Origin of the sequence: Streptomyces sp. NPDC102270, assembly GCF_044766405.1 — a bacterium.
Taxonomy (GTDB): domain Bacteria; phylum Actinomycetota; class Actinomycetes; order Streptomycetales; family Streptomycetaceae; genus Streptomyces.
On sequence record NZ_JBIWLX010000010.1, the window covers coordinates 181,515 to 199,930 of the forward strand.

Below are 18,416 nucleotides of genomic sequence, written 5' to 3' on the forward strand. Positions count from 1 at the left end.
GGGCCGGCCGAGTCGCGGGCCTGCCCTGCAACAGCAGGGCAGGTCGTGAACGACGACGAGCGGACCGTGAGCGCCCTCAGGAGCCGTCTGGTTCCAGTGACCGGACGGCGTTCTCGATCTCCGAATCGATCAGCCGCTGGGCCTCCAGGGGACTGTTGTCGAAAACGCCGGTGAGTTCGAGGCTCACGATCCCGTGCACCCGCGACCAGATCAGGAGGGCGGCACGGGCGGCGCGCGGTGACGTGTCCGGCCGCTGCTGGGAACGGGCCCACTGCCGCAACTGCCCGTCGAGCGTGCGGTCGCCGCTGCCGCTGTCGGCCGGCGGGCTTCCCTGCACGGCCGTCAGCAGGTCGATGAGCAGCGCCATCGCCTGGTCCAACGGCGTCTGTTCCGTGACCTCGCCAGGCAGGTCCCCGGCCGGCTCACCGAAAAGCATCCCGTAGCGACGCCGGTAGCGCAGGGCCCAGTCACGGTACGCGCCGACCAGCTGCCGCAGTCGCGCGCGAGGCGCCCGCCTGCTCCCTTCCACCGCCTGGCCGATCGCTGCCACGAGCTGCTCGTAGGAGAGCGTCACCAGGTGTGCCACCAGCGCGTCACGCGACGGAAAGTAGCGGTAGACGGCCGGTGCGGACATCGCCATGCCCCGGGCCAGCGCCGCGATCGACAGAGCATGGATGCCGTCCGCGTCGATGATCGCGAACGACGTGTCCTCGATCTCCTTGAGAGTCTGAGCCCGAAGCCGCTCGCGCCTGCTCATGGTCTGCGGTGGGTTAGTCATAGTCGCATCGTAAGGGACCTTCGAACTCAGGACAGGTCATTGCTTCTGTTACGACCCGTAGCTCATTGCTTGACAAGCCCTGACGGCCAGACACATAGTTACGGTCATTAACAGAGCGACGAACATTCGCAGAGTTTGAGGAGTTGGCCATGGCCGAGTTGAACGCCGCCACCGGGGCCACCACGACCGTCACCGAGGTGGTACTGCCGGGCAAGGTCGCACCGACCGGCCTGCGGCTGGTGCGGCGGGCGCTGCCGGTACCCGCCGCCGGCCAGGCACTGGTGCGGGTCGAGTCGACCGCGGTGTCCTTCGCGGAGAGCGCGATGCGCCGGGGCCGCTACTACGGCCAGCCCGCGTTCCCGTTCGTACCCGGATACGACCTTGTCGGCGTCGTCGAGGCCGTCGGCCCCGGAGTGGACCGCGCCCTGGTCGGCCGCCGGGTCGCCGCGCTGACCAAGACCGGCGGCTGGGCCACGGCCGTACTGCTGGCCGCCGCCGACCTGGTCGAGGTGCCCGACGGAATCGACCCGGACGAGGCGGAGACGCTGATCGTCAACGGTCTGACCGCCTACCAGATGCTCCACGCCAAGGCGAAAGTGCAGGCCGGGCAGACCGTCCTCGTGACGGGCGCCGCCGGGGGAGTGGGCTCGATCCTGGTCCAGCTCGCCCGGAACGCCGGCGCCCACGTGATCGGCACGGCGAGCCCGCGTCATCACGAGGCGCTGCGCGCCCTCGGTGTGGAGCCGGTCGACTACCGCGCTCCCGACCTGGCCGCCCGCGTCCGCGCACTGGCCCCCGACGGTGTGGACGCCGCGTTCGACCACCTCGGCGGCGCGAGCGTCACCCTCTCCTACCGACTGCTCAACCGCACCGGCACGCTGGTCTCCTACAGCATCGCGGCCGCGCTCGACGGTACCCGCCCGATACTGCTCGACTTCCTGCCCCTGCTGGCCAAACTGGCGTTCTGGAATCACCTGCCCACGCGCAGGCACGCGAGCTTCTACGACGTCTGGGCGGGCGCCGGCAAGCCGGACTCGGCCAAGCGCGAGGCGTTCCGGGGCCGGACCCGTACGGACCTCACCCACGTCCTCAACCTGCTGCGCGACGGCGTGCTCACCGCACAGATCGCCGCACGCTTCCCGTTGGCCGAGGCGGCCGCGGCGCTGGAACTGGCCGAATCGTCCACCCGCACGACCCCCGGCAAGGTCGTCCTCAGGCCCTGACGGCGGAGCCGGGACAGCGACTCGAACCAGTGCCTGAAGAGATTGCTTAAATGAGTTATCTTATTGAGCTGTAATCTGTGGTGGTGATGCGCGCCGTACCCGTGAGGAGACGAGCATGGGCCGACTTGGAGCCTGGACGCCGACGACGCTCGAAGAGCGACTCGACCGCATGGAATCGCTGGCCGAGATCCGCCAACTCCCCTACCGGTACGCGCTGGCGCTCGACTCGCGGGACATGGACGCCGTCGCGGACCTGTTCGTGCCCGACGTGCGGGTGGGGCGCGACGAATCCGGCCGCGCGGCACTGCACCGCTGGTACACCGAGGCCATGCGAGCCTCGAGAACCACGATCCACCAGGTGACCAACCACATCGTGGACTTCGACGACGCCGACCGCGCCAGAGGCGTCGTCTACTGCCGGGACCAGCTCGAACGGCCCTCCACCGGCCACTGGGAGGTGGGGGAGTTGCAGTACTGGGACGACTACCTGCGCGTGGACGGCGAGTGGTGCTTCCGGCGGCGGAAGTTCCACCGCTGGTACCTGACCGACGCACTGTCCAGACCCGCACACGGCACCGGCGTGAACGACGGCAGCGACCCGCTGGGTGCCTGCCCGCTGCCCGAGTCCTTCCCGACCTGGGCGCCGTACTGGGACTCCGCCGACAGCCACGCTCCCCAAGCCTGACCGCCCATGCTCCCGCGCGCGGCTGACACCGCTAGCGTTTGAGTCATGACCTTCACCCGGCTCTCCGTACGCAGCGGCCCACTGGATGTCGGTATCGAGACGGCGGGGCCCGAGGACGGTTGGCCCGTCCTCCTCCTGCACGGGTTCCCCTACGACCCACACTCCTTCGAGCCGGTCGCGACCGAGTTCGCGGGCTCGGGAGTTCGCGTACTCGCCCCCTACCTGCGGGGATTCGGAGCAACCCGCTTCGTCTCCGAGTCGACGCCGCGCTCGGGCCACCTGGTGGAGACACTCGAACTCGAGGCGCCGATTCTCGTCGGGTACGACTGGGGTGGCCGCGCGGCGTGCGTCGCGACGGCCCTCCGCCCCGATCTCTTGGGGGGAGTAGTCGCTCTCGGCGGCTACTCCATCCAGGACATCGCCGCATCCTCCCAGCCGACGCCGCCGCTTGATGATGGCCGTGACTGGTACCAGTACTACTTTCATGCCGAGCGCGGACGCGCTTCGGCCTGTTCCGCGTCGCCGTCATCGCCCAGCAGGTCTGCCGGCGGTATGTGAGCCGGCAGACCACGAACAAACAGTTCCGTTTCTTCGGCGTCGCGGTCGTCCTGCTGGAGCTGCGCTGCCGGCGCAGCACCGCCTCGGCCGTACGGATGCCGACCGAATGTGCCGACGCCCAGGTGAGGAACAAGCCATGAACCTGAACCGCCGTCTGATCTCGCCCCGTCGCTGGACGCCACCCCCGGCCCCGGCAGATGCCGGCCGCACACGCGTCACGGCACGCTTCGCCGTCGCCCGCCGGGTCGCGACCGGTGATCACGGCCCGGAGGATGTGATCTTCGACGGGCAGGGTCGTCTGCTCGCCGGTCTCGGGGACGGCAGCGTCGTACGCCTCGACCTCGCCACCGGCGCCCGGACGGTCGTGGGCCGCACCGGAGGCCGCCCGCTGGGGCTCGAACCGTCCGCCGACGGCAGTGTCCTGGTCTGCGACCACGACCGCGGACTGCTGCGCCTGTCCGCCGACGGATCGGTGCAGGTCCTCGTCGACACGGTCGCCGGTCGACCGCTCACCTTCGCCAGCAACGTCGTCGAAGGCCCGGACGGGACCGTCTGGTTCACGGTCTCCACCCGCCGCTGGGACCTGGAGCACTATCTGGGCGACATCATCGAGCACTCCTGCAGCGGCCTGCTCGTCCGCCGCGACCCCGACGGCAACGTCACCGTCCTGCGCGATGACCTGAAGTTCGCCAACGGCCTCGTCCTCGCCCCGGACGCCTCGCACCTGCTCGTGGCCGAGACCGCCGGGTACCGGGTGAGCCGCTACTGGCTCACCGGCCCGAAGGCCGGCACCGTCGAACCCTTCGCCGAGAACCTCCCGGGACTGCCCGACAACATGAGCCTGGGCAGCGACGGCCTCGTGTGGGTCTCCGTCGCCGCGCCCCGCAACACCCTGCTGGACAAGCTGCTGCCGCTGCCGGGGTTCCTGCGCCTCCTGCTCTGGAACCTGCCGGAGGCCGTACGCCCCAAGCCCACCCCGGTCGCCTGGGTGATGGCCTTCGACCTCGACGGCCGCCGCGTCCACGACCTCCGCACCGACGACGGTTCGTACGGCTTCGTGACCAGCGTCGCCGAACACCAGGGCACCGTCGTGGTCGGCAGCCTGCACGAGGACGACATCGCCGTGCTCGCCCTACCCGCGCTGTCCCGCTGACGGCTCAGCGCCCTGCCCGCGTCTCAGGGCGCAGGGCGCTCGAATTCCGGCCCCACCACCGCCGGGCATACCGGGTGAGCACCGCCTGCTCGGCGAAGCCGACGAGGCCGCTGACCTGGGCGAGCGGCCTGTCCGTCGTCGTGAGGTAGAGCCGCGCCCGGGCCCGCCGGACACCGTCGAGGAGGGAGGCGTACGACTGCCCTTCCGCAGCGAGCTGCCGCAGCAGCGTCCGCGGGTGTACGGCCGTCACCCGGGCCACATCGGCGAGTTCGATGGCTCCGGTCCCCAGGGACCGGTCGAGCACCGCGCGCACTCTCGCCGCCGCGCAGGGTGGTCAAGGCCCGCAAGGCGAGGCGCTGCCACGGCCCCTCCCCGTGCTTCGCCCGGCGCTACCCCCACCGATCATGTCAACGACCTGCTCACCGAAGCGCTGCTCGGCCGCGCGCAGTGTCTCCGACACCTCCGCGCGTGCTGGAGGACGTACATCAGGTCGAGCAGCGCGGCGTTGGCGCGTCGATCATCAGAGTGACGACAAACGGCGTCGTCATGCCTGTTGACACGAGGGCCGGGTACACGATGCGTGCACGACGGTTCGTGGGCCTAGGAGAGGAAGTCGGACAGTGGCGGTGAAGGCGATGGGGTGGGCGCACTCGTTCCCCATGTCCGAAGGAGTGCGTGTCGGCCGGGAGTGGACGCGCAGCCGTCTTGAGTCGCTGCCTTGGACCGCTGCCGAACCGGACACGGTGGACGCCATCGTGCTGGCGGTGTCCGAGCTGATCACCAATGCGCACGTCCACGCGCACAGCGACGCTCACCTGGTCCTCACCTGGGACGGTGAGTGTCTGCAGGTGAGCGTTCACGACGAGGACCCTTCGCTGCCGCGGCAGCGCGAACCGGAAGCGGGCGCGGTCTCCGGCCGCGGGGTGTCCATCGTGAGCAAGCTTGCCGATGCGTGGGGGACGAGGTGCCAACGGCACGGCAAGACGGTGACGGCATGCTTCCGCCCCGCCGACCCCGCTGCCGCCACCGGCCTTGAGGACAGCCGCAGTTGAGTTCTGCTCAGGTGAAGCCCGCTTGGAGGACAGGCCCAGGTGGGTTGGGGGCCAGGTGTGGTGTTCGGCCTGTTTCAGCCGGTAGTTGGACAGCTTGCCCGCCGGATGGAGCGGAGAATTTCGGTGTAGGAGACCCGGTCGGCGTCCAGGCCCCGGGTGGCCGCGGTTCTCACCACCAGCTCGCGCAGCGCGTGTGGACCAGCAGGTGGGCCCGGATGTGCCACAGGACGCCGTCGGGCGATCCAGCCGGTGAGCACGACCTGTGCTCGGCGTTGATGGGTCTTGAGCTCGGCGAAGACAGCCTCCGCCTCCCAGCGTTCCCGAGAGAAGGCAGCGCGCTGGATGCGCGAGAGGCAGGATCTTGGCGGCCACCTGCCACAACAGATCGGCCCCGCTGTCGGTGAAGACCCTCCACAGTGGCACGCCAAGGAACTCCCGGCCCGTAAGGCCCGACCGCTGAGCCGGTACGAGCGTGGCAGACGGCTGACCAGGGCGACTTCGCCGGTGCGGCAGCCGGCCAACTCCGCATCCGGCACGAGGTGGGTGCCCGGCTCGATCAGACAGGCCATCCGCACGTGGGGAAGGCCGGCCTCGTCGTGGCCGCGGCTGTTTCCCGGACGGTCGAAGGCGGCCTCACTGGCCGGGCTGTCGGCCACGTCCCAGCAGGTGGCGTCCGCCGCCGGCAGCCGCAGCCCCCGCCAGGAGCAGCCCGCGCCGCCTGAACGGAAGCTGCCTCGCGCCGGGCGAGCTGCTGCTGCATCCGCTCGAACGCCGGCCGACCCCGCTCCCGCAGCACCGCCCACCAGCTCGCCGTTCAGTGCCGTCGCGTCGGGCAGCCGGCTGCTCCCGGATTCGATCTCCGGGAACCAAGCCGCCAGGCTCGTGCCGGCCGTGAGCGCAGCACTACTCGGCCCGTGTCGACGGAGACCAGGGCCCGCCACCCGTCCCACTTCGGCTATGCGCTGTTGAGCTGTCCACGGACTGTCGTCGAGCGTCATGTGATCACCGGTTGGCGCCCGCCGTCCCCGGAGGGATCATCGCCTGAGGCGTCGGGCCTGCGAAAGGACGCTGGGCGTGGCGCGCAGCCAACTACCGATGATCAAGGAAGTTCATCAAGCTGTGCGTGCCGACGACGTGCCCGTTCCCGCCCGGGTTGCATCCGCGCCCCAGCTGGCCAGCAGTCGCAGAGCCTCCGCCGACGGGGAGTTCGGTTCGGCGTGGTAGGTCACCAGCATCTGCTCGTGGGCGTCGGCCTGGTGGAACGACTCGAGGCGGAGATCGAGTTCGCCGACGAGCGGGTGGTGCAGGCGCTGGATACCGTGACACCTCTCCTTGACGTCGTGGGTGGCCCACAGCCGCCTGAACTCCTCGCTCTTCACGGAGAGTTCGCCCACCAGCGCGGACAGCCGGGGGTCGTCCGGATGGGAGCCGGCGTCCATGCGCAGCTGAGAGACGACGTCGCTCGCTTTGTGCTCCCAGTCCACGAACAGGTCGCGGTACTCGGGACGCAGGAACACCAGCCGCGCCCAGTTCTGCTCCCTCGCCGGCAGCTCGGCCCAGTCGCCGAAGACCGCCGCGGCCATCCGGTTCCAGACGAGGATGTCCGAGCGCCGCCCCACGAGGATTGCCGGAACACCGTCCATGGTGTCCAGCAGCGTCCGCAGGGGGCCCCGCACCTGCTGGGCGCGGCCGGCCGGCTTCTTCTTCTGCTTCGGCTTCGCCAGGTGCGTGAGGTGGGCGTGCTCGGCGTCGCTCAACCTGAGCGCGCGGGCGATGGCGTCGAGGACCTCCGCCGACACGTGCCGCCCGTTGCCCTGTTCCAGCCGCGTGTAGTACGCCACCGACACCCCGGCCAGCTGCGCCAGCTCCTCGCGGCGCAGCCCCGGTACCCGCCGGTACCGCCCGTAGTCCGGCAGCCCCACGTCCTCCGGCCTCAGCCGGGCGCGTCGGGTGCGCAGGAACTCACTGAGCTCGGCACGCGGGTCCAGAGCGCCGACGGCGGGCTCGTGCACCGGTTCGGGGTATTCGTCCATGCCTCGAGTATCCACGGTCGCACGCACACCTTCCTGACCCAACCAGTGGTAGGCATTGCGGGCATACGCAGTGCCGTGACCTGGGTGGATGCCGGATCGTCCAGCACGCTGGCCACTGTGCCCGGCTGGAAGACGGCCGGGGCGTGGCCTGGATCAAGAACGGAGTACATCCCATGAGCGCAACACAGGGGATCGAGTCGAGGACGCACCAGAGCGAGACGGTTGCGGAGGTGGTGGGCCGCCTTCGTACGACGTTCAACACCGGTGTCACCCGCCCACTGGACTGGCGCGTCGACCAGCTGCAGCGGCTGCGGGCCCTGCTGGTGGAGAACGAGCAGGAGCTGCTCGACGCCCTCTGGGCGGATCTGAGGAAGAACGCCGCCGAGGCGAAAATGCAGGAGATCGACTTCACCGTCGCCGACATCGACGAGGCACTGGCGAACCTCGAGAGCTGGCTTGAGCCCCGCCCGGTGGAGGTTCCCGCCCACTTCGGCCCCACGACCACGGCCTACACCACGTACGATCCGCTCGGCGTCGTCCTGGTGATCGCCCCGTGGAACTTCCCGCTGCACCTTCTCATCGACCCCATCATCGGCGCCCTGGCCGCCGGCAACACCGTGGTGGCCAAGCCGAGCGAGATGTCCGTGCACACCTCGGCGGTGGCTTCCCGCCTGCTGCGCCAGTACTTCGACGCCGACGTGCTCACCGTGGTCGAGGGCGGCGCCGAGGAGACCACGGCTCTGCTGGCACAGCGTTTCGACCACATCTTCTACACCGGTAACGGCACGGTCGGCCGGATCGTCATGGCCGCGGCAGCCAAGAACCTCACCCCGGTCACCCTCGAACTCGGGGGCAAGTCGCCGGTCTTCGTGGCGCCTGATGCCGACGTCGACGAGACCGCGCAGCGGCTGGTCGGCGCCAAGTTCGGCAACGCGGGCCAGCAGTGCATCGCCCCCGACTACGTGCTGACTGATCCTGCCACCGCCGCCGCACTGGTTCCCGCCCTACGCGCGGCGATCGACGCCCAGTTCGGGACCACTCCGCAGACTTCGGCCGGCTTCGGCCGGATCATCAACGAGCGGCACTTCGACCGGCTCACCCGCCTGCTGGACTCCGGCCAGGTGGCGGTGGGAGGCCGGCACGACCGCGACGACCTGTACATCGCACCGACCGTGCTCACCGATCTCGACCCCGCGTCACCGGTCATGCAGGAGGAGATCTTCGGCCCGATCCTCGCCGTCGTCGAAGTCGAAGACCTCGATGCCGCCATCGCCTTCATCAACGAACGCGACAAGCCCCTCGCGCTGTACGCCTTCACCACGTCGGAGGCCACCAAGTCGCGCCTGGTGAAGGAGACTTCCTCCGGCGGCGTCGCCTGGGGCCAGCCGGTGATGCAGCTGCTCATGCCGGGACTGCCCTTCGGTGGCGTCGGCGAAAGCGGCATGGGCCGCTACCACGGCCGCTACTCCCTGGAGACGTTCAGCCACCTCAAGGCCGTCGCGGACGTGCCGCTCAGCTAGCCTCGCGCTTTCGTGGAGCAGGCTGTCCGAGGGGCGATCGGCCGACGGAAGTGCCTCAGGCCGGTGAGCGTGAGGAGCGCTGAGATCGCTGTTCCCGCCACCGCCGGAAGCCGAATACCGTCCAGCCCGAACGCTGGGAACGGGGGCGTCGCCGATTTTGCGACTTTCTGTTGGCGGGTACCCCCCCCCGGGTACCTGGTGTCGTCGTCGTTGTGTAAAGGCTCCCCAACCGATGCCACTACTGGTCCAGGGCCCTTCACGCCGGAAAGCCCTGAGCCATTCCCGCAGTGGACAACGGACAGACACAGGGGCGGCGAGCATCAATTCCGGCAGTGTCCGGCTGCGCTGCTATGGGACGGGCCCGGCCGCCCACCGTCCGCAAGGCATCTCACCCAACCCGGCAGTACCGTCGGCACGGCTGGTACCGCCGAGAGATCTGAACCGATACCGAGAATCAGGCGGCGACGAGCTCCCGCTCGCGGTCCGGGGTTTCGACCTTGGGCTTCTTGTTCGGCAGCGAGAGCCGGAAGACCTTGTGCCACGCGGAGAACACCTGCTTGGGCAGCGGGCCGGTGACGTAGTCGAGCTCGTACTTCTCGAACAGCGCGCGCACCTTCACCGCGACCTCGGCATACCGGTTGCTCGGCAGGTCCGGGAACAGGTGGTGCTCGATCTGGTGCGACAGGTTGCCGGTCATGAAGTGCATGGCCTTGCTGCCGCTGATGTTCGCCGAGCCCATCATCTGGCGCAGGTACCACTGGCCGCGCGTCTCGCCCTTGATCGACCGGCGCTCGAAGACCTGCACGCCCTCGGGGAAGTGCCCGCACATGATCACCGAGTGGGACCAGATGTTGCGGACCAGGTTCGCCGTGAACGTGGCGGCGAGCGTGGGGAGGAACGACGGGCCCGACAGCAGCGGGTGGATCACGTAGTCCTTGAGCACCTGCTTGCGGATCTTGCGGCCCACGGCCCTGGCCCGCGCGCGGAACTCCGGGTCCTTGCGGCGGCGCTTGTCCAGGTTCTTGCCGAGCTCCAGGTCGTACGCCGCGATGCCGTACTCGAAGAAGCAGGCGTTGAGGAAGTTCCACAGCGGCTGGCCGAGGTGGATCGGGTGCCACTTCTGGTCCTCGTCGACGCGCATGATGCCGTAGCCGAGGTCGTTGTCCTTGCCGATCACGTTGGTGTACGTGTGGTGGAGCTCGTTGTGCGAGTGCTTCCACTGCTCGGCCGGCGAGACGTGATCCCAGTCCCAGGTGGTGGAGTGGATCTTCGGATCCCGCATCCAGTCCCACTGGCCGTGCAGGATGTTGTGGCCGATCTCCATGTTGTCCATGATCTTCGCCACGGACAGCCCGGCGGTGCCGAGCAGCCACGCGGGCGGGAAGATCGAGAACAGCAGTACGCCCCTGCTGACCAGCTCGAGCTTGCGCTGGGCGGAGATGACCTTGCGGATGTAGGCGGCATCCTTCTCGCCGCGGCCGGCGATCACCTCGTCGCGGATCGCGTCCAGTTCCCGGCCCAGCTCCTCGATCTGCTCTGCGGTCAGGTGGGCGGTGGGGTCGATGGCGGTCAAGGTGCTCCTACCGGTCGATGTCGCAAGGGCCCGCCGCGGCGGACACACAGGTCTGGATGAGGACGCCCGGCTCGGCCTCGGTGATCTCGCCGGTGCGCAGGTCTCGGACGGCGCCCGCCTTGAGCGGCGTGACGCAGCCGAAGCAGATGCCCATGCGGCACCCGGACGGCATGAGCACGCCGGCCTCCTCGCCGACGTCCAGCAACGGCGTGGCGCCGTCCGCGTCGACGGTCTTGCCCGTGGTGCTGAACGTGACCTCGCCGCCGTCGCCGGCGACGACGATGCTGGGGCGGAAGCGTTCGATGTGCAGGCGCTCCGGGACGCCGTGCTCGCTCCAGTGCTTCTCGGCGGCGTCGAGCAGGCCCGTGGGCCCGCAGGCCCAGGTCTCGCGCTCGGCCCAGTCGGGCACGAGTTCGGCGAGACGGGCGATGTCGAGCTGGCCGTCTGTGTCGCTGTGCACCTCGGTGAGCCGCAGCTTCTTGTCCGCGACCAGGTCGTGCAGTTCGTTGCGGAAGATCACGTCCTGCGGCTGCGGCGCGCAGTGGACCATGACGACGTCGTCGAACTCGGTGTCACGCAGCATTCCCATCACGGGCGTGATGCCGCTGCCGGCCGTCAGGTAGAGCACCTTGGCGGGCCTGGCCTGCGGCAGCACGAAGTCACCGGTCGCCTGGTCGAGCTGGATCAGCGTGCCCGGTTTCGCTCTACGGACCAGGTGGTTGCTGACCTTGCCGTCCGGGATCGCCTTCACGGTGATCGTGACGCGGCCGTCCGGGCGGTTCGTCGGCGAGGTGATGGAGTAGGCACGCCACAGGCGCACCCCGTCGACGTCGACCCCGATCCGTACGTACTGACCGGCCGTGTGGCCGCGCCAGCCCCGCCCCGGCCTGATCACGACAGTCGCGGCGTCATCGGTCTCGGGGTGCACGGCCTCGATGCGCCCACGCAGGTCAGCGCCCGCGCGCAGCGGGCTGACCAGGTCGAGGTAGTCCGACGGCAATAGCGGCGTCGTGACCATCTCCAGCAGTTTCCAAGCCCTGCTGCGGAGGGCTGTACTCGTCATGACTCCAGCTTGCTGCGCCTCAGGGCGTAAAGTCCTGACCGTAGGACGTAAATCTGGCTGGTTGAATTGTTCGCAGGGAATAGAAACGTGAGCCATGCAATCCAGAGGGCCAGCGAACTGGCCCTGGATGAGACGACGGTCACCGCACTTCGGGCGGCGCTGAAGACCACCGCCGACGAAGTCGTCCAGGCGATCATCGACGAGGTCCCCCCCTACGCCAACGCCCTCTCGGGCAGCATGGGCGGCACCATCCGCCGAGCCGTCCGCACCGCCCTGGGCCACTACCTGGACCTCGCGAGCGGAAAGACCAAAGGCGTGGACGCCGGTGACGCGGCATACGAGCTGGGCCGCGGCGAGGTGCGGGACGGCCGTTCGATGGACGCCCTGCTCAGCGCCTACCGCGTCGGCGCCCGCGTGGCCTGGCGATGCCTGGCGGCGGGCGCCGTACCGGCAGGCCTGCCCGCCGCCGAGGTGGCCAAGTTCGCCGAGCTGACCTTCGCCTACATCGACGAGCTCTCCGCCGCGAGCGCCGCGGGACACGCCGACGAACTGGCCGCCCGCGGCAGGGACCAAGAACGCCACCTGGAACACCTGGCCCGCGATCTCCTCGCCGGCGCGAGCCCGGACGTGCTGCTGGCATCCGCTCAACGGGCCGGGTGGCAGCCTCCGGTTTCGCTGACCGCGGTCCTGCTGCCCGCCGCCCAGGCCCGCCCTGCCTACCGCGCGCTCGACCCGAGCACCCTCGTCCTCGACGATCTGCCGGACGCCACCGGTGTGCTGCTCGTCCCCGATGCCGACCGATCGCATCTCCTGCGGCAGCTGACCGACCGCACCGCCGTGGTCGGCCCGCCCCGGCCATGGACTCGCGCGTCCGCCTCGTACGCCCGAGTCGTACGCGCGCGCTTGCTCTCCTCCGACATTCGCGACACCGAGGACCACCTGCCCGAGCTGGTGCTCAGCGCCGACGGGGACGCGTTCGCAGACCTGCGTGCCCGAGCCCTCGCACCGTTGCGGACCCTGCCTGACGCGACCGCACGGCGGCTGGAGGAGACGTTGCGGGCGTGGCTGCTGCACCAGGGCAGGCGGGACGAGGTGGCGGCGGCGTTGTTCATCCATCCCCAGACAGTCCGGTACCGGATGGCGCAGGTGCGGGAGCTGTTTCCGGATCTCGCATCGCCGCACCGCGTTCTTGAACTGACGCTGGCGGTCGGTCTTCGGGTCAGCTGACGCGTACGCCGACGGTCCACGACCGCGTCCGCGAGCGGCCCAGGGCCTCGGAGCCGTGGGCCTGACACACGGGGCGAGGGATGGTGGGGATGCGGGGGATGATGGGGATGCAATGACGGAACGTGAGGCCAGGAGCTTCCATGGCGATGCGGGTTCACCGACCCCGTGAGGACGCGGAGTTCGATTTCATCCTCGGGATGAGCGCAGTTCCGGTCCTCGCATACTTCACCGGGACATGGCCCAAGGCGATCGAGCCCTGCCGGGTGATGGACCTCGTCGTGGGTGGCATCGCCGACGACTACACGGGCCGCCTGACGGTCGTCCGCACCGACATCACACGTTGTCCGGCCGCAACCGAGCGATACGGGATCACGGGAGCCCCGTCCTTCGTCCTGGTGAAGGAGGGAGAGGCGGTGGCGCACGGCACGGGGCCCATGACCGTCGCCGAGGTACGGAAGTGCCTGGACGGCCACCTCTGAGCGGCCGCCGCGGCACGTGGCCGCGACGCCCGTCGTGTCGCTACACGGTGCCGTTCGGGGATCAGTAGCGGTGGCCGGGCCAGTGGGGGTCCTCCCAGCGGTCGGGGCCGGTGACCTCGAGCAGGCGTATCCGGTGAAGCAGTTCTTCGGACACACCCATGGCACGTAGCCGAGTTGGAGCGTGGCGAACCAGCCAGACAGTCAGCTCGGCGCGCATCTCTTCCCCGTTCTCCCAAGCGTCCCAGGGCAGTTGGTCACCGAGCAGGTCGTACTCCCACTCGGCTGCCGCTTCGGCCAGGTGCTGGGTTGGCGCGTCCCGCCGGGCGGCGAAAGGGATGTGCCGTGCCTTCGGCTTCGGCGAACTATCGCACTCTGCTGCGCACTTCGGGTGCCGCGGCGTTCTTCCTTCCCTCCGTTGTCGGGCGGGTGGGCCTCGCCATGACGGGGATCGGCATCGTCTGGCTCGTGCACGCACGCACCGGGTCGTATGCCGCTGCGGGTCTCGTCACCGGCGGGTTCGCTGTCGCGAACGCCGTCGCCGGGCCGCAGATCGGGCGCCTTGTCGACCGGTTCGGGCAGGCGCAGGTGCTTCCCTGGACGCTGGGCGCACACGCGGGGGCCGTGGCGCTGCTGCTCACCGGCGCCGTTCCGGACCTCGTCGCGGGAGTCCTCGTCGGGGCAACGCTGCCCCAGCTCAGCGCCCTGTCCGCCGCTCGCTGGTCCGCCCTGCTCTCCGGCGAACGGGCTGCCGCACTGCCCACCGCCTTCGCCCTGGAGGCCCTTGCCAACGGCGTGTCCTACCTGACCGGCCCCGCCCTGGTGAGCGTCCTCGGTGCGGCCGGCCGGCCGGGCGCCGGAGTGCTGCTCGCCGCCACGCTCGTCGTCGGCGGCGGGCCGGCCCTCGCCGCCCAGCGCCGCACCACCCCGCCCCTCACCGGTCACGCCGAACGCCGGCACGCCGGACGCGCCCTGTTCCGCTCCGCATTCCTGCGGCAGGTCGCGCTCGGCCTCACGCTCGGGGTGTTCTTCGGCGCGATGCAGGTGTCCGTCACCGCATACGCCGTCGAACGCGGCACACCGGACGCGGCAGCACTGCTCTACTTCGCCTCCAACTGCACCAACCTGGTGGGAGGTTGGACCTACGGAGCACGGCGTCACGGCGGTTCACCCCGACGCCATCAGGCCGCAGCCGCAGCCGGCCTCACCCTCGCGTGCCTCCCACTGACCATCCTCGATGCCCCCCTCGCGATCGGCGCCACCCTCGCCCTGACCGGACTCGCAGTCCCCGTCCTGCTGATCGTCACTACCGTGCTCACCCAGTCGTCGGTCCCGCGCGCCGTACTCACCCAGGCCTTCACCTGGGGCAACTCCGCTGGCGCCGCAGGATCAGCGGGCGCCGCGGCGGTCGCGGGACGGGTTGTGGATGCGGGCGGCGCGCACGGCGGCTTCGCCGTGGCGGCGGGGGCCGCGGTGGCGATGACGGTCCTGGCGCTCGGCGGTCTGCGTGGCTCATCGGCAACCGAGGACGAACGACGTTGACACGGGCGGAGGGCGGCCGCCATCAGGACGCCAAGGAAGGGAGCCGGCCGTTCGTTCGCCGATTGCTGTTCTTTGCCAGAGCGCGGTGGAGCCACAATGTGACCGTGGACTCAGATCTCTATCCCGACCTGGCCGCAGCGGGCAGCCTGGCCGCCGCCTTGGACCAGGTGGCAGCCGACCTTGGTGTGGATCTCGTGACCGTGCCCGGAGACTGGGGACCATTCGTTTCGGCGGGGATCGCGGCCTTGGTTCCTGAGCGTCGGCCGCTGTCCGTTCACATCGGCGCCGAGAGGCGCTTGTTCGGTGTCTCCGGTTGGAGTGAGGGGATCGAACTCATCACCGGAGCAACCTCCGATCTCGCGGAGGTCGTCCGGGCAGGCGTGGCGTGGGGAGAGGGCAAGGGCCTGCTGGAACTCCACGCGCAACTGCCGTTTCTGTACTTCAGCGAGCTCGCCGAGGCTTACGAACGTGGGCCGGCCGCGGCGGTTGACGTGCGCTGGCGTCTGCTGCGGGAACAGGCTGCCGATGCGCCGGACTTCCCGCAGTTCGGCCTGCTCGTGGAAGTCGCCCGGAGCGAACCGCGCCTGCGGCAGCTCTCCCCGATGTCCAGCCACTGGACGCTCGGCTTCAGTGCCTCCACCGGGCACGGATCCCCGGTGGCGGTGGCCATTGTCCCGTCCTACGCCGGTCGCCCCTATCGCGTTCAGCGGTCTCTCCACGAGGGTGTCCTCGGCGAAGCCGGCACAGCCGACGAGGCTGTCGCCTTGGCGGTGGCTCACCTCTCCCCGGGTCTCGGGCCGGCCGTCGCTGGAACGGGCGAGCCAGTTGCGTGATGCCCACATCGGGACCTCTGCCGGCGGTGGTCCCAGATCCAGCCGCCCACGGGAGCCACCGCACAATGCCGGATCGTCGGAATGATCTGTGAACTGGCCGGAGCGGCGAGCGCCTGATCGGATTTTTTATGCGTGCGGTGATCGGCACACCGACGACGCACGACCTGCAGAATCGCCGACGTATGACTCAGCTCTTCAGTTGAACTTACTGGTTGTGGTCGTTGATCGAGCCGTCGCTGCCCGAGCCGTCACCGATGCAAGTCGAGGGACGGCCGCGAGTGCCCGACCGTCAGGCCTTGTGCGGGATCTTGTTCGTCCTGCACACCGGCATCCGGTGGGAGTACCACCCGCAGAGCTGGGATTCGGCTCGGGCATGACGTGCTGGAGGCGCCTCGCGGCCTGGAACGGGGCCGGCGTCACCAGCTGCTGCTGACCAAGCTGCGCTCGAAGAACCACCGGACTGGTCGCGGGCGCATCATCACCGACGGCCAGGTCTCGGCCCGAGGGGCCGAGACAGCGGCCGTAGGCGAGTCAGAGGAAGCGCCAGGCAACGGCATACGGCTGGGCGAACTGGGTGATCCGGAAGGCGCGGATGATGACTTCGACCTCCCCGGCGGGGACCTCCCCCCAGTGCACTTGTTCGACGTTGTTGACGCGGTCGAACCCGGCATCCGTGCCCATGTTGCCGTGGCGTTCCTGACCCCCTGCGCGGACGATCAGGTCGAGGTCGTTTTGCAGGACCGGGCCAGGGGGGTCCGTCCAGACGAGTGTGACCTTCAGGGTGTGGGGCGCGCCCTCGGGGATCGTGATGTTGAACGCCCGCTCTTCTCCCTGGTCGAGCTCCTTGGCGTCGGTGAAGCCCGCCTGGCCGGCGTCGGTCGGGAGGACGACGGCGCGCTGGAGGTTGACGACGCCGAAGCCCGAGCTGTTGTTGGGGGAGGGGCCCGCCTCGGAGGGGATGTATTGGCCCTTGAGCTCATCGGCACCGTTGATCAGCATGGCCTTGATGAGCGCGGCACTGGGTTTCGGCGTGCCGTTCTTCACCAGCGTCTCGCGCAGCACCGCCACACAGCCGGCGACCAGCGGGGTGGCCATACTGGTGCCGCTGTCGAACATGAACGCGGGATCCGTGGAGACGCCGAAGAGACCGTCGTCTGGCGCGATCCGTGAGCGCGTCGAAAGGATCGCCGTGCCGGGTGCGACCACGTCGGGCTTGAGCCGCCCCTCCTGGGTCGGGCCGCGGCTGCTGAAGGCCGCCATCCCAGCGGGGTTGTCCGCCATCCTGTCGCCGCGGATCGGTGGGGCGGGATAGGAGAGCGGCCTCAGGTTGTCATAGGTGTGGGGGATCTGCGGGCGGTCGCCCTCGCTGGCGCCGACGGTGATGATGTTCTTGGCCCCGGTCTCCCCGCTGACGGCCCTCAGGTTGATACGACCATCACCGTCCCTGTCGGTACCGTCGTTGCCCGCGGCGAAGCAGATGACGAAGTCCTTGTTGTCCCAGACGAACTGATCGACCTCGCGTGCGCTCTTGTTGTACGGAAGGCCCGGGGTGATCGGACCCCACGAGTTGGTGTGGATCCGTACTCCGTCCTCCAGGAAGGGCGGCTCGAACAGGTCACGCAGGTGCCGCGGGATGCCTGACAGCGAACCGTCGTCGGCCAGTGTGGACTGAAGGACCAGTCTCGCCTCGGGTGCCGTGCCGGTGATGGCTCCACCCATCGAAGCCGACGTCCCGTCGCCGAGGACGGAGCCCGCCACATGGGTGCCGTGTCCATCGGGGTCGTCCGTCCGCGCGGGGCTCGTGCGACCCAGGGCGACCAGGCGCTTGACACGACCGGTGAAGGCAGGGTGCACATTGGTGCTGGACCCCTTGTCGAAACCGGTGTCGGCGACACACACAATCTGGCCCTCACCCCGGAACTTCGTACCGTTGAGGGACACGTGGGCGTGCAGCAGATTTCCCGCGATGGTGTTGTACAGCACCCTCTCCGGGACTTCCTCGATCTCCCTCACCTCGTCGAGCTCGGCGAGCGCGGGCAGGTCCTGCTCACGGACCGTCACGCGTACCTTGTCACGGTCGGGTTCGACGTCGCCAGGGCTGACACCGGCTGCCGCCGCGAGCCGGTCCCGCAGCCTGTCCGAGCTCGCCTCGACGTCCTGGTGCAGCACGATGTCGATGGTCCGGGTCCGAGGACCCACCGCCTCGATGGGGTCGGCCAGTATGGCGATCCCCGGGCGCAGCCGCTTCGACCGAAGCGACTGGGCGATCTTGAAGCCCTTGAAGTACACATCCGCCCAGGCCACGAAGGGCAGAGCGCGCACAGCATTCAGATCTGTAGGTCGGAAGCCACACAGATAGGTGTCGTCCGGAACGTATTCGTGGATCACCACCCCGAGCGCCGTGAGCTCTTCCTTCTCTTCGGCTGTGGGTGGGTGTGTGGTCTGGACGAGTAGGTAGTTGGACGCGGAGGCGTCCTCGGACACCAGCGATGCGGTGGCCAGGTCATCGGCCTGGGCCTGCGGGTCCACCGTCACGCCGTTGATGGTGATACGGGACATGTCGAACTCCCGGAGGGGGGTGGGAAAGGGGTGCACGGGCAGCCATGGCGCACCGCCACTGCCCATGCCGACCACATCGTCGAAGCCCATCTGGACGGTGGCACGCCGAGCTGCGCGGGCCGCTTCGACTGCCGAATGAGT

General features: G+C 69.4%; 17 protein-coding genes and 2 pseudogenes. 12 read left to right on the plus strand and 7 right to left on the minus strand.

The genetic code is table 11. The features are described from left to right. Window positions 1-76: 76 nt before the first annotated feature. On the minus strand, window positions 77-778 hold the full coding sequence (locus tag ACIRP7_RS22530) for a TetR/AcrR family transcriptional regulator (RefSeq protein WP_403662268.1): 702 nt from the start codon (window positions 776-778) through the stop codon (window positions 77-79). 149 nt (window positions 779-927) lie between these two features. Between ACIRP7_RS22530 and ACIRP7_RS22535 the strand changes: the two genes are divergently transcribed. From ACIRP7_RS22535 to ACIRP7_RS22555, 5 genes are all read left to right on the plus strand, one after another. Then, the gene (locus tag ACIRP7_RS22535) at window positions 928-2,001 is read left to right on the plus strand and encodes a medium chain dehydrogenase/reductase family protein (RefSeq protein WP_403662271.1); all 1,074 of its coding nucleotides are present in this window, start codon (window positions 928-930) and stop codon (window positions 1,999-2,001) included. Between the two features lie 115 nt (window positions 2,002-2,116). Continuing rightward, window positions 2,117-2,686 (plus strand): nuclear transport factor 2 family protein, encoded by a 570-nt coding sequence (locus ACIRP7_RS22540; protein ID WP_403662274.1) that lies wholly within the window; start codon window positions 2,117-2,119, stop codon window positions 2,684-2,686. A gap of 45 nt (window positions 2,687-2,731) precedes the next feature. Continuing rightward, window positions 2,732-3,244, plus strand: a complete 513-nt coding sequence (locus ACIRP7_RS22545; protein WP_403662277.1) for an alpha/beta fold hydrolase — start codon at window positions 2,732-2,734, stop codon at window positions 3,242-3,244. Continuing rightward, the gene (locus tag ACIRP7_RS22550) at window positions 3,241-3,384 is read left to right on the plus strand and encodes a hypothetical protein (protein WP_403662280.1); all 144 of its coding nucleotides are present in this window, start codon (window positions 3,241-3,243) and stop codon (window positions 3,382-3,384) included. Before ACIRP7_RS22545 ends, ACIRP7_RS22550 begins: the two co-directional genes overlap by 4 nt. Then, entirely contained in the window at window positions 3,381-4,397 is a 1,017-nt protein-coding gene (locus ACIRP7_RS22555; RefSeq protein WP_403662283.1) for an SMP-30/gluconolactonase/LRE family protein, read from the plus strand. The genes ACIRP7_RS22550 and ACIRP7_RS22555 overlap by 4 nt, the downstream gene beginning before the upstream one ends. A gap of 4 nt (window positions 4,398-4,401) precedes the next feature. Here ACIRP7_RS22555 and ACIRP7_RS22560 read toward each other — a convergent pair whose 3' ends face one another. Continuing rightward, on the minus strand, window positions 4,402-4,701 hold the full coding sequence (locus tag ACIRP7_RS22560) for a helix-turn-helix domain-containing protein (RefSeq protein ID WP_403662286.1): 300 nt from the start codon (window positions 4,699-4,701) through the stop codon (window positions 4,402-4,404). Between the two features lie 316 nt (window positions 4,702-5,017). Between ACIRP7_RS22560 and ACIRP7_RS22565 the strand changes: the two genes are divergently transcribed. Next, the gene (locus ACIRP7_RS22565) at window positions 5,018-5,449 is read left to right on the plus strand and encodes an ATP-binding protein (RefSeq protein WP_403662289.1); all 432 of its coding nucleotides are present in this window, start codon (window positions 5,018-5,020) and stop codon (window positions 5,447-5,449) included. Between the two features lie 1,112 nt (window positions 5,450-6,561). On the opposite strand, the gene ACIRP7_RS22570 is transcribed toward ACIRP7_RS22565, so the two are convergent. Continuing rightward, a complete protein-coding gene (locus ACIRP7_RS22570) occupies window positions 6,562-7,482 on the minus strand; it encodes a helix-turn-helix domain-containing protein (protein ID WP_403662292.1) in 921 nt (306 codons plus the stop codon). Window positions 7,483-7,655: 173 nt separating this feature from the next. Here ACIRP7_RS22570 and ACIRP7_RS22575 point away from each other — a divergent pair, with 173 nt between their 5' ends. After that, window positions 7,656-9,002: an aldehyde dehydrogenase family protein gene (locus ACIRP7_RS22575; RefSeq protein WP_403662295.1), complete on the plus strand. Its 1,347-nt coding sequence runs from the start codon at window positions 7,656-7,658 to the stop codon at window positions 9,000-9,002. A 454-nt stretch (window positions 9,003-9,456) separates the two neighbouring features. Here ACIRP7_RS22575 and ACIRP7_RS22580 read toward each other — a convergent pair whose 3' ends face one another. Together ACIRP7_RS22580 and ACIRP7_RS22585 are read right to left on the minus strand one after the other, a co-directional pair. Further along, window positions 9,457-10,575, minus strand: coding sequence for a fatty acid desaturase family protein (locus ACIRP7_RS22580; protein WP_403662298.1), 1,119 nt, complete (start codon window positions 10,573-10,575; stop codon window positions 9,457-9,459). A gap of 7 nt (window positions 10,576-10,582) precedes the next feature. After that, window positions 10,583-11,638, minus strand: coding sequence for a ferredoxin reductase (locus ACIRP7_RS22585; protein WP_403662301.1), 1,056 nt, complete (start codon window positions 11,636-11,638; stop codon window positions 10,583-10,585). 87 nt (window positions 11,639-11,725) lie between these two features. Here ACIRP7_RS22585 and ACIRP7_RS22590 point away from each other — a divergent pair, with 87 nt between their 5' ends. Beyond that, the gene (locus ACIRP7_RS22590; protein WP_403662304.1) at window positions 11,726-12,865 is read left to right on the plus strand and encodes a PucR family transcriptional regulator; all 1,140 of its coding nucleotides are present in this window, start codon (window positions 11,726-11,728) and stop codon (window positions 12,863-12,865) included. A gap of 140 nt (window positions 12,866-13,005) precedes the next feature. Then, complete coding sequence (locus ACIRP7_RS22595; RefSeq protein WP_403662307.1) at window positions 13,006-13,344, plus strand: thioredoxin family protein; 339 nt, start codon at window positions 13,006-13,008, stop codon at window positions 13,342-13,344. Between the two features lie 61 nt (window positions 13,345-13,405). On the opposite strand, the pseudogene ACIRP7_RS22600 reads toward ACIRP7_RS22595, so the two are convergent. Beyond that, window positions 13,406-13,657: pseudogene (locus tag ACIRP7_RS22600) on the minus strand (hypothetical protein); the annotation flags it as partial. Between the two features lie 29 nt (window positions 13,658-13,686). Between ACIRP7_RS22600 and ACIRP7_RS22605 the strand changes: the two are divergent. From ACIRP7_RS22605 to ACIRP7_RS22615, 3 genes and pseudogenes are all read left to right on the plus strand, one after another. After that, window positions 13,687-14,883, plus strand: coding sequence for an MFS transporter (locus ACIRP7_RS22605; protein ID WP_403662310.1), 1,197 nt, complete (start codon window positions 13,687-13,689; stop codon window positions 14,881-14,883). 104 nt (window positions 14,884-14,987) lie between these two features. Next, on the plus strand, window positions 14,988-15,716 hold the full coding sequence (locus tag ACIRP7_RS22610; RefSeq protein WP_403662313.1) for a DUF6193 family natural product biosynthesis protein: 729 nt from the start codon (window positions 14,988-14,990) through the stop codon (window positions 15,714-15,716). A 212-nt stretch (window positions 15,717-15,928) separates the two neighbouring features. Further along, window positions 15,929-16,134: pseudogene (locus ACIRP7_RS22615) on the plus strand (transposase); the annotation flags it as partial. A 113-nt stretch (window positions 16,135-16,247) separates the two neighbouring features. Here ACIRP7_RS22615 and ACIRP7_RS22620 read toward each other — a convergent pair. Next, window positions 16,248-18,275, minus strand: coding sequence for a S8 family serine peptidase (locus ACIRP7_RS22620; RefSeq protein WP_403662316.1), 2,028 nt, complete (start codon window positions 18,273-18,275; stop codon window positions 16,248-16,250). Between the last annotated feature and the right edge of the window lie 141 nt (window positions 18,276-18,416).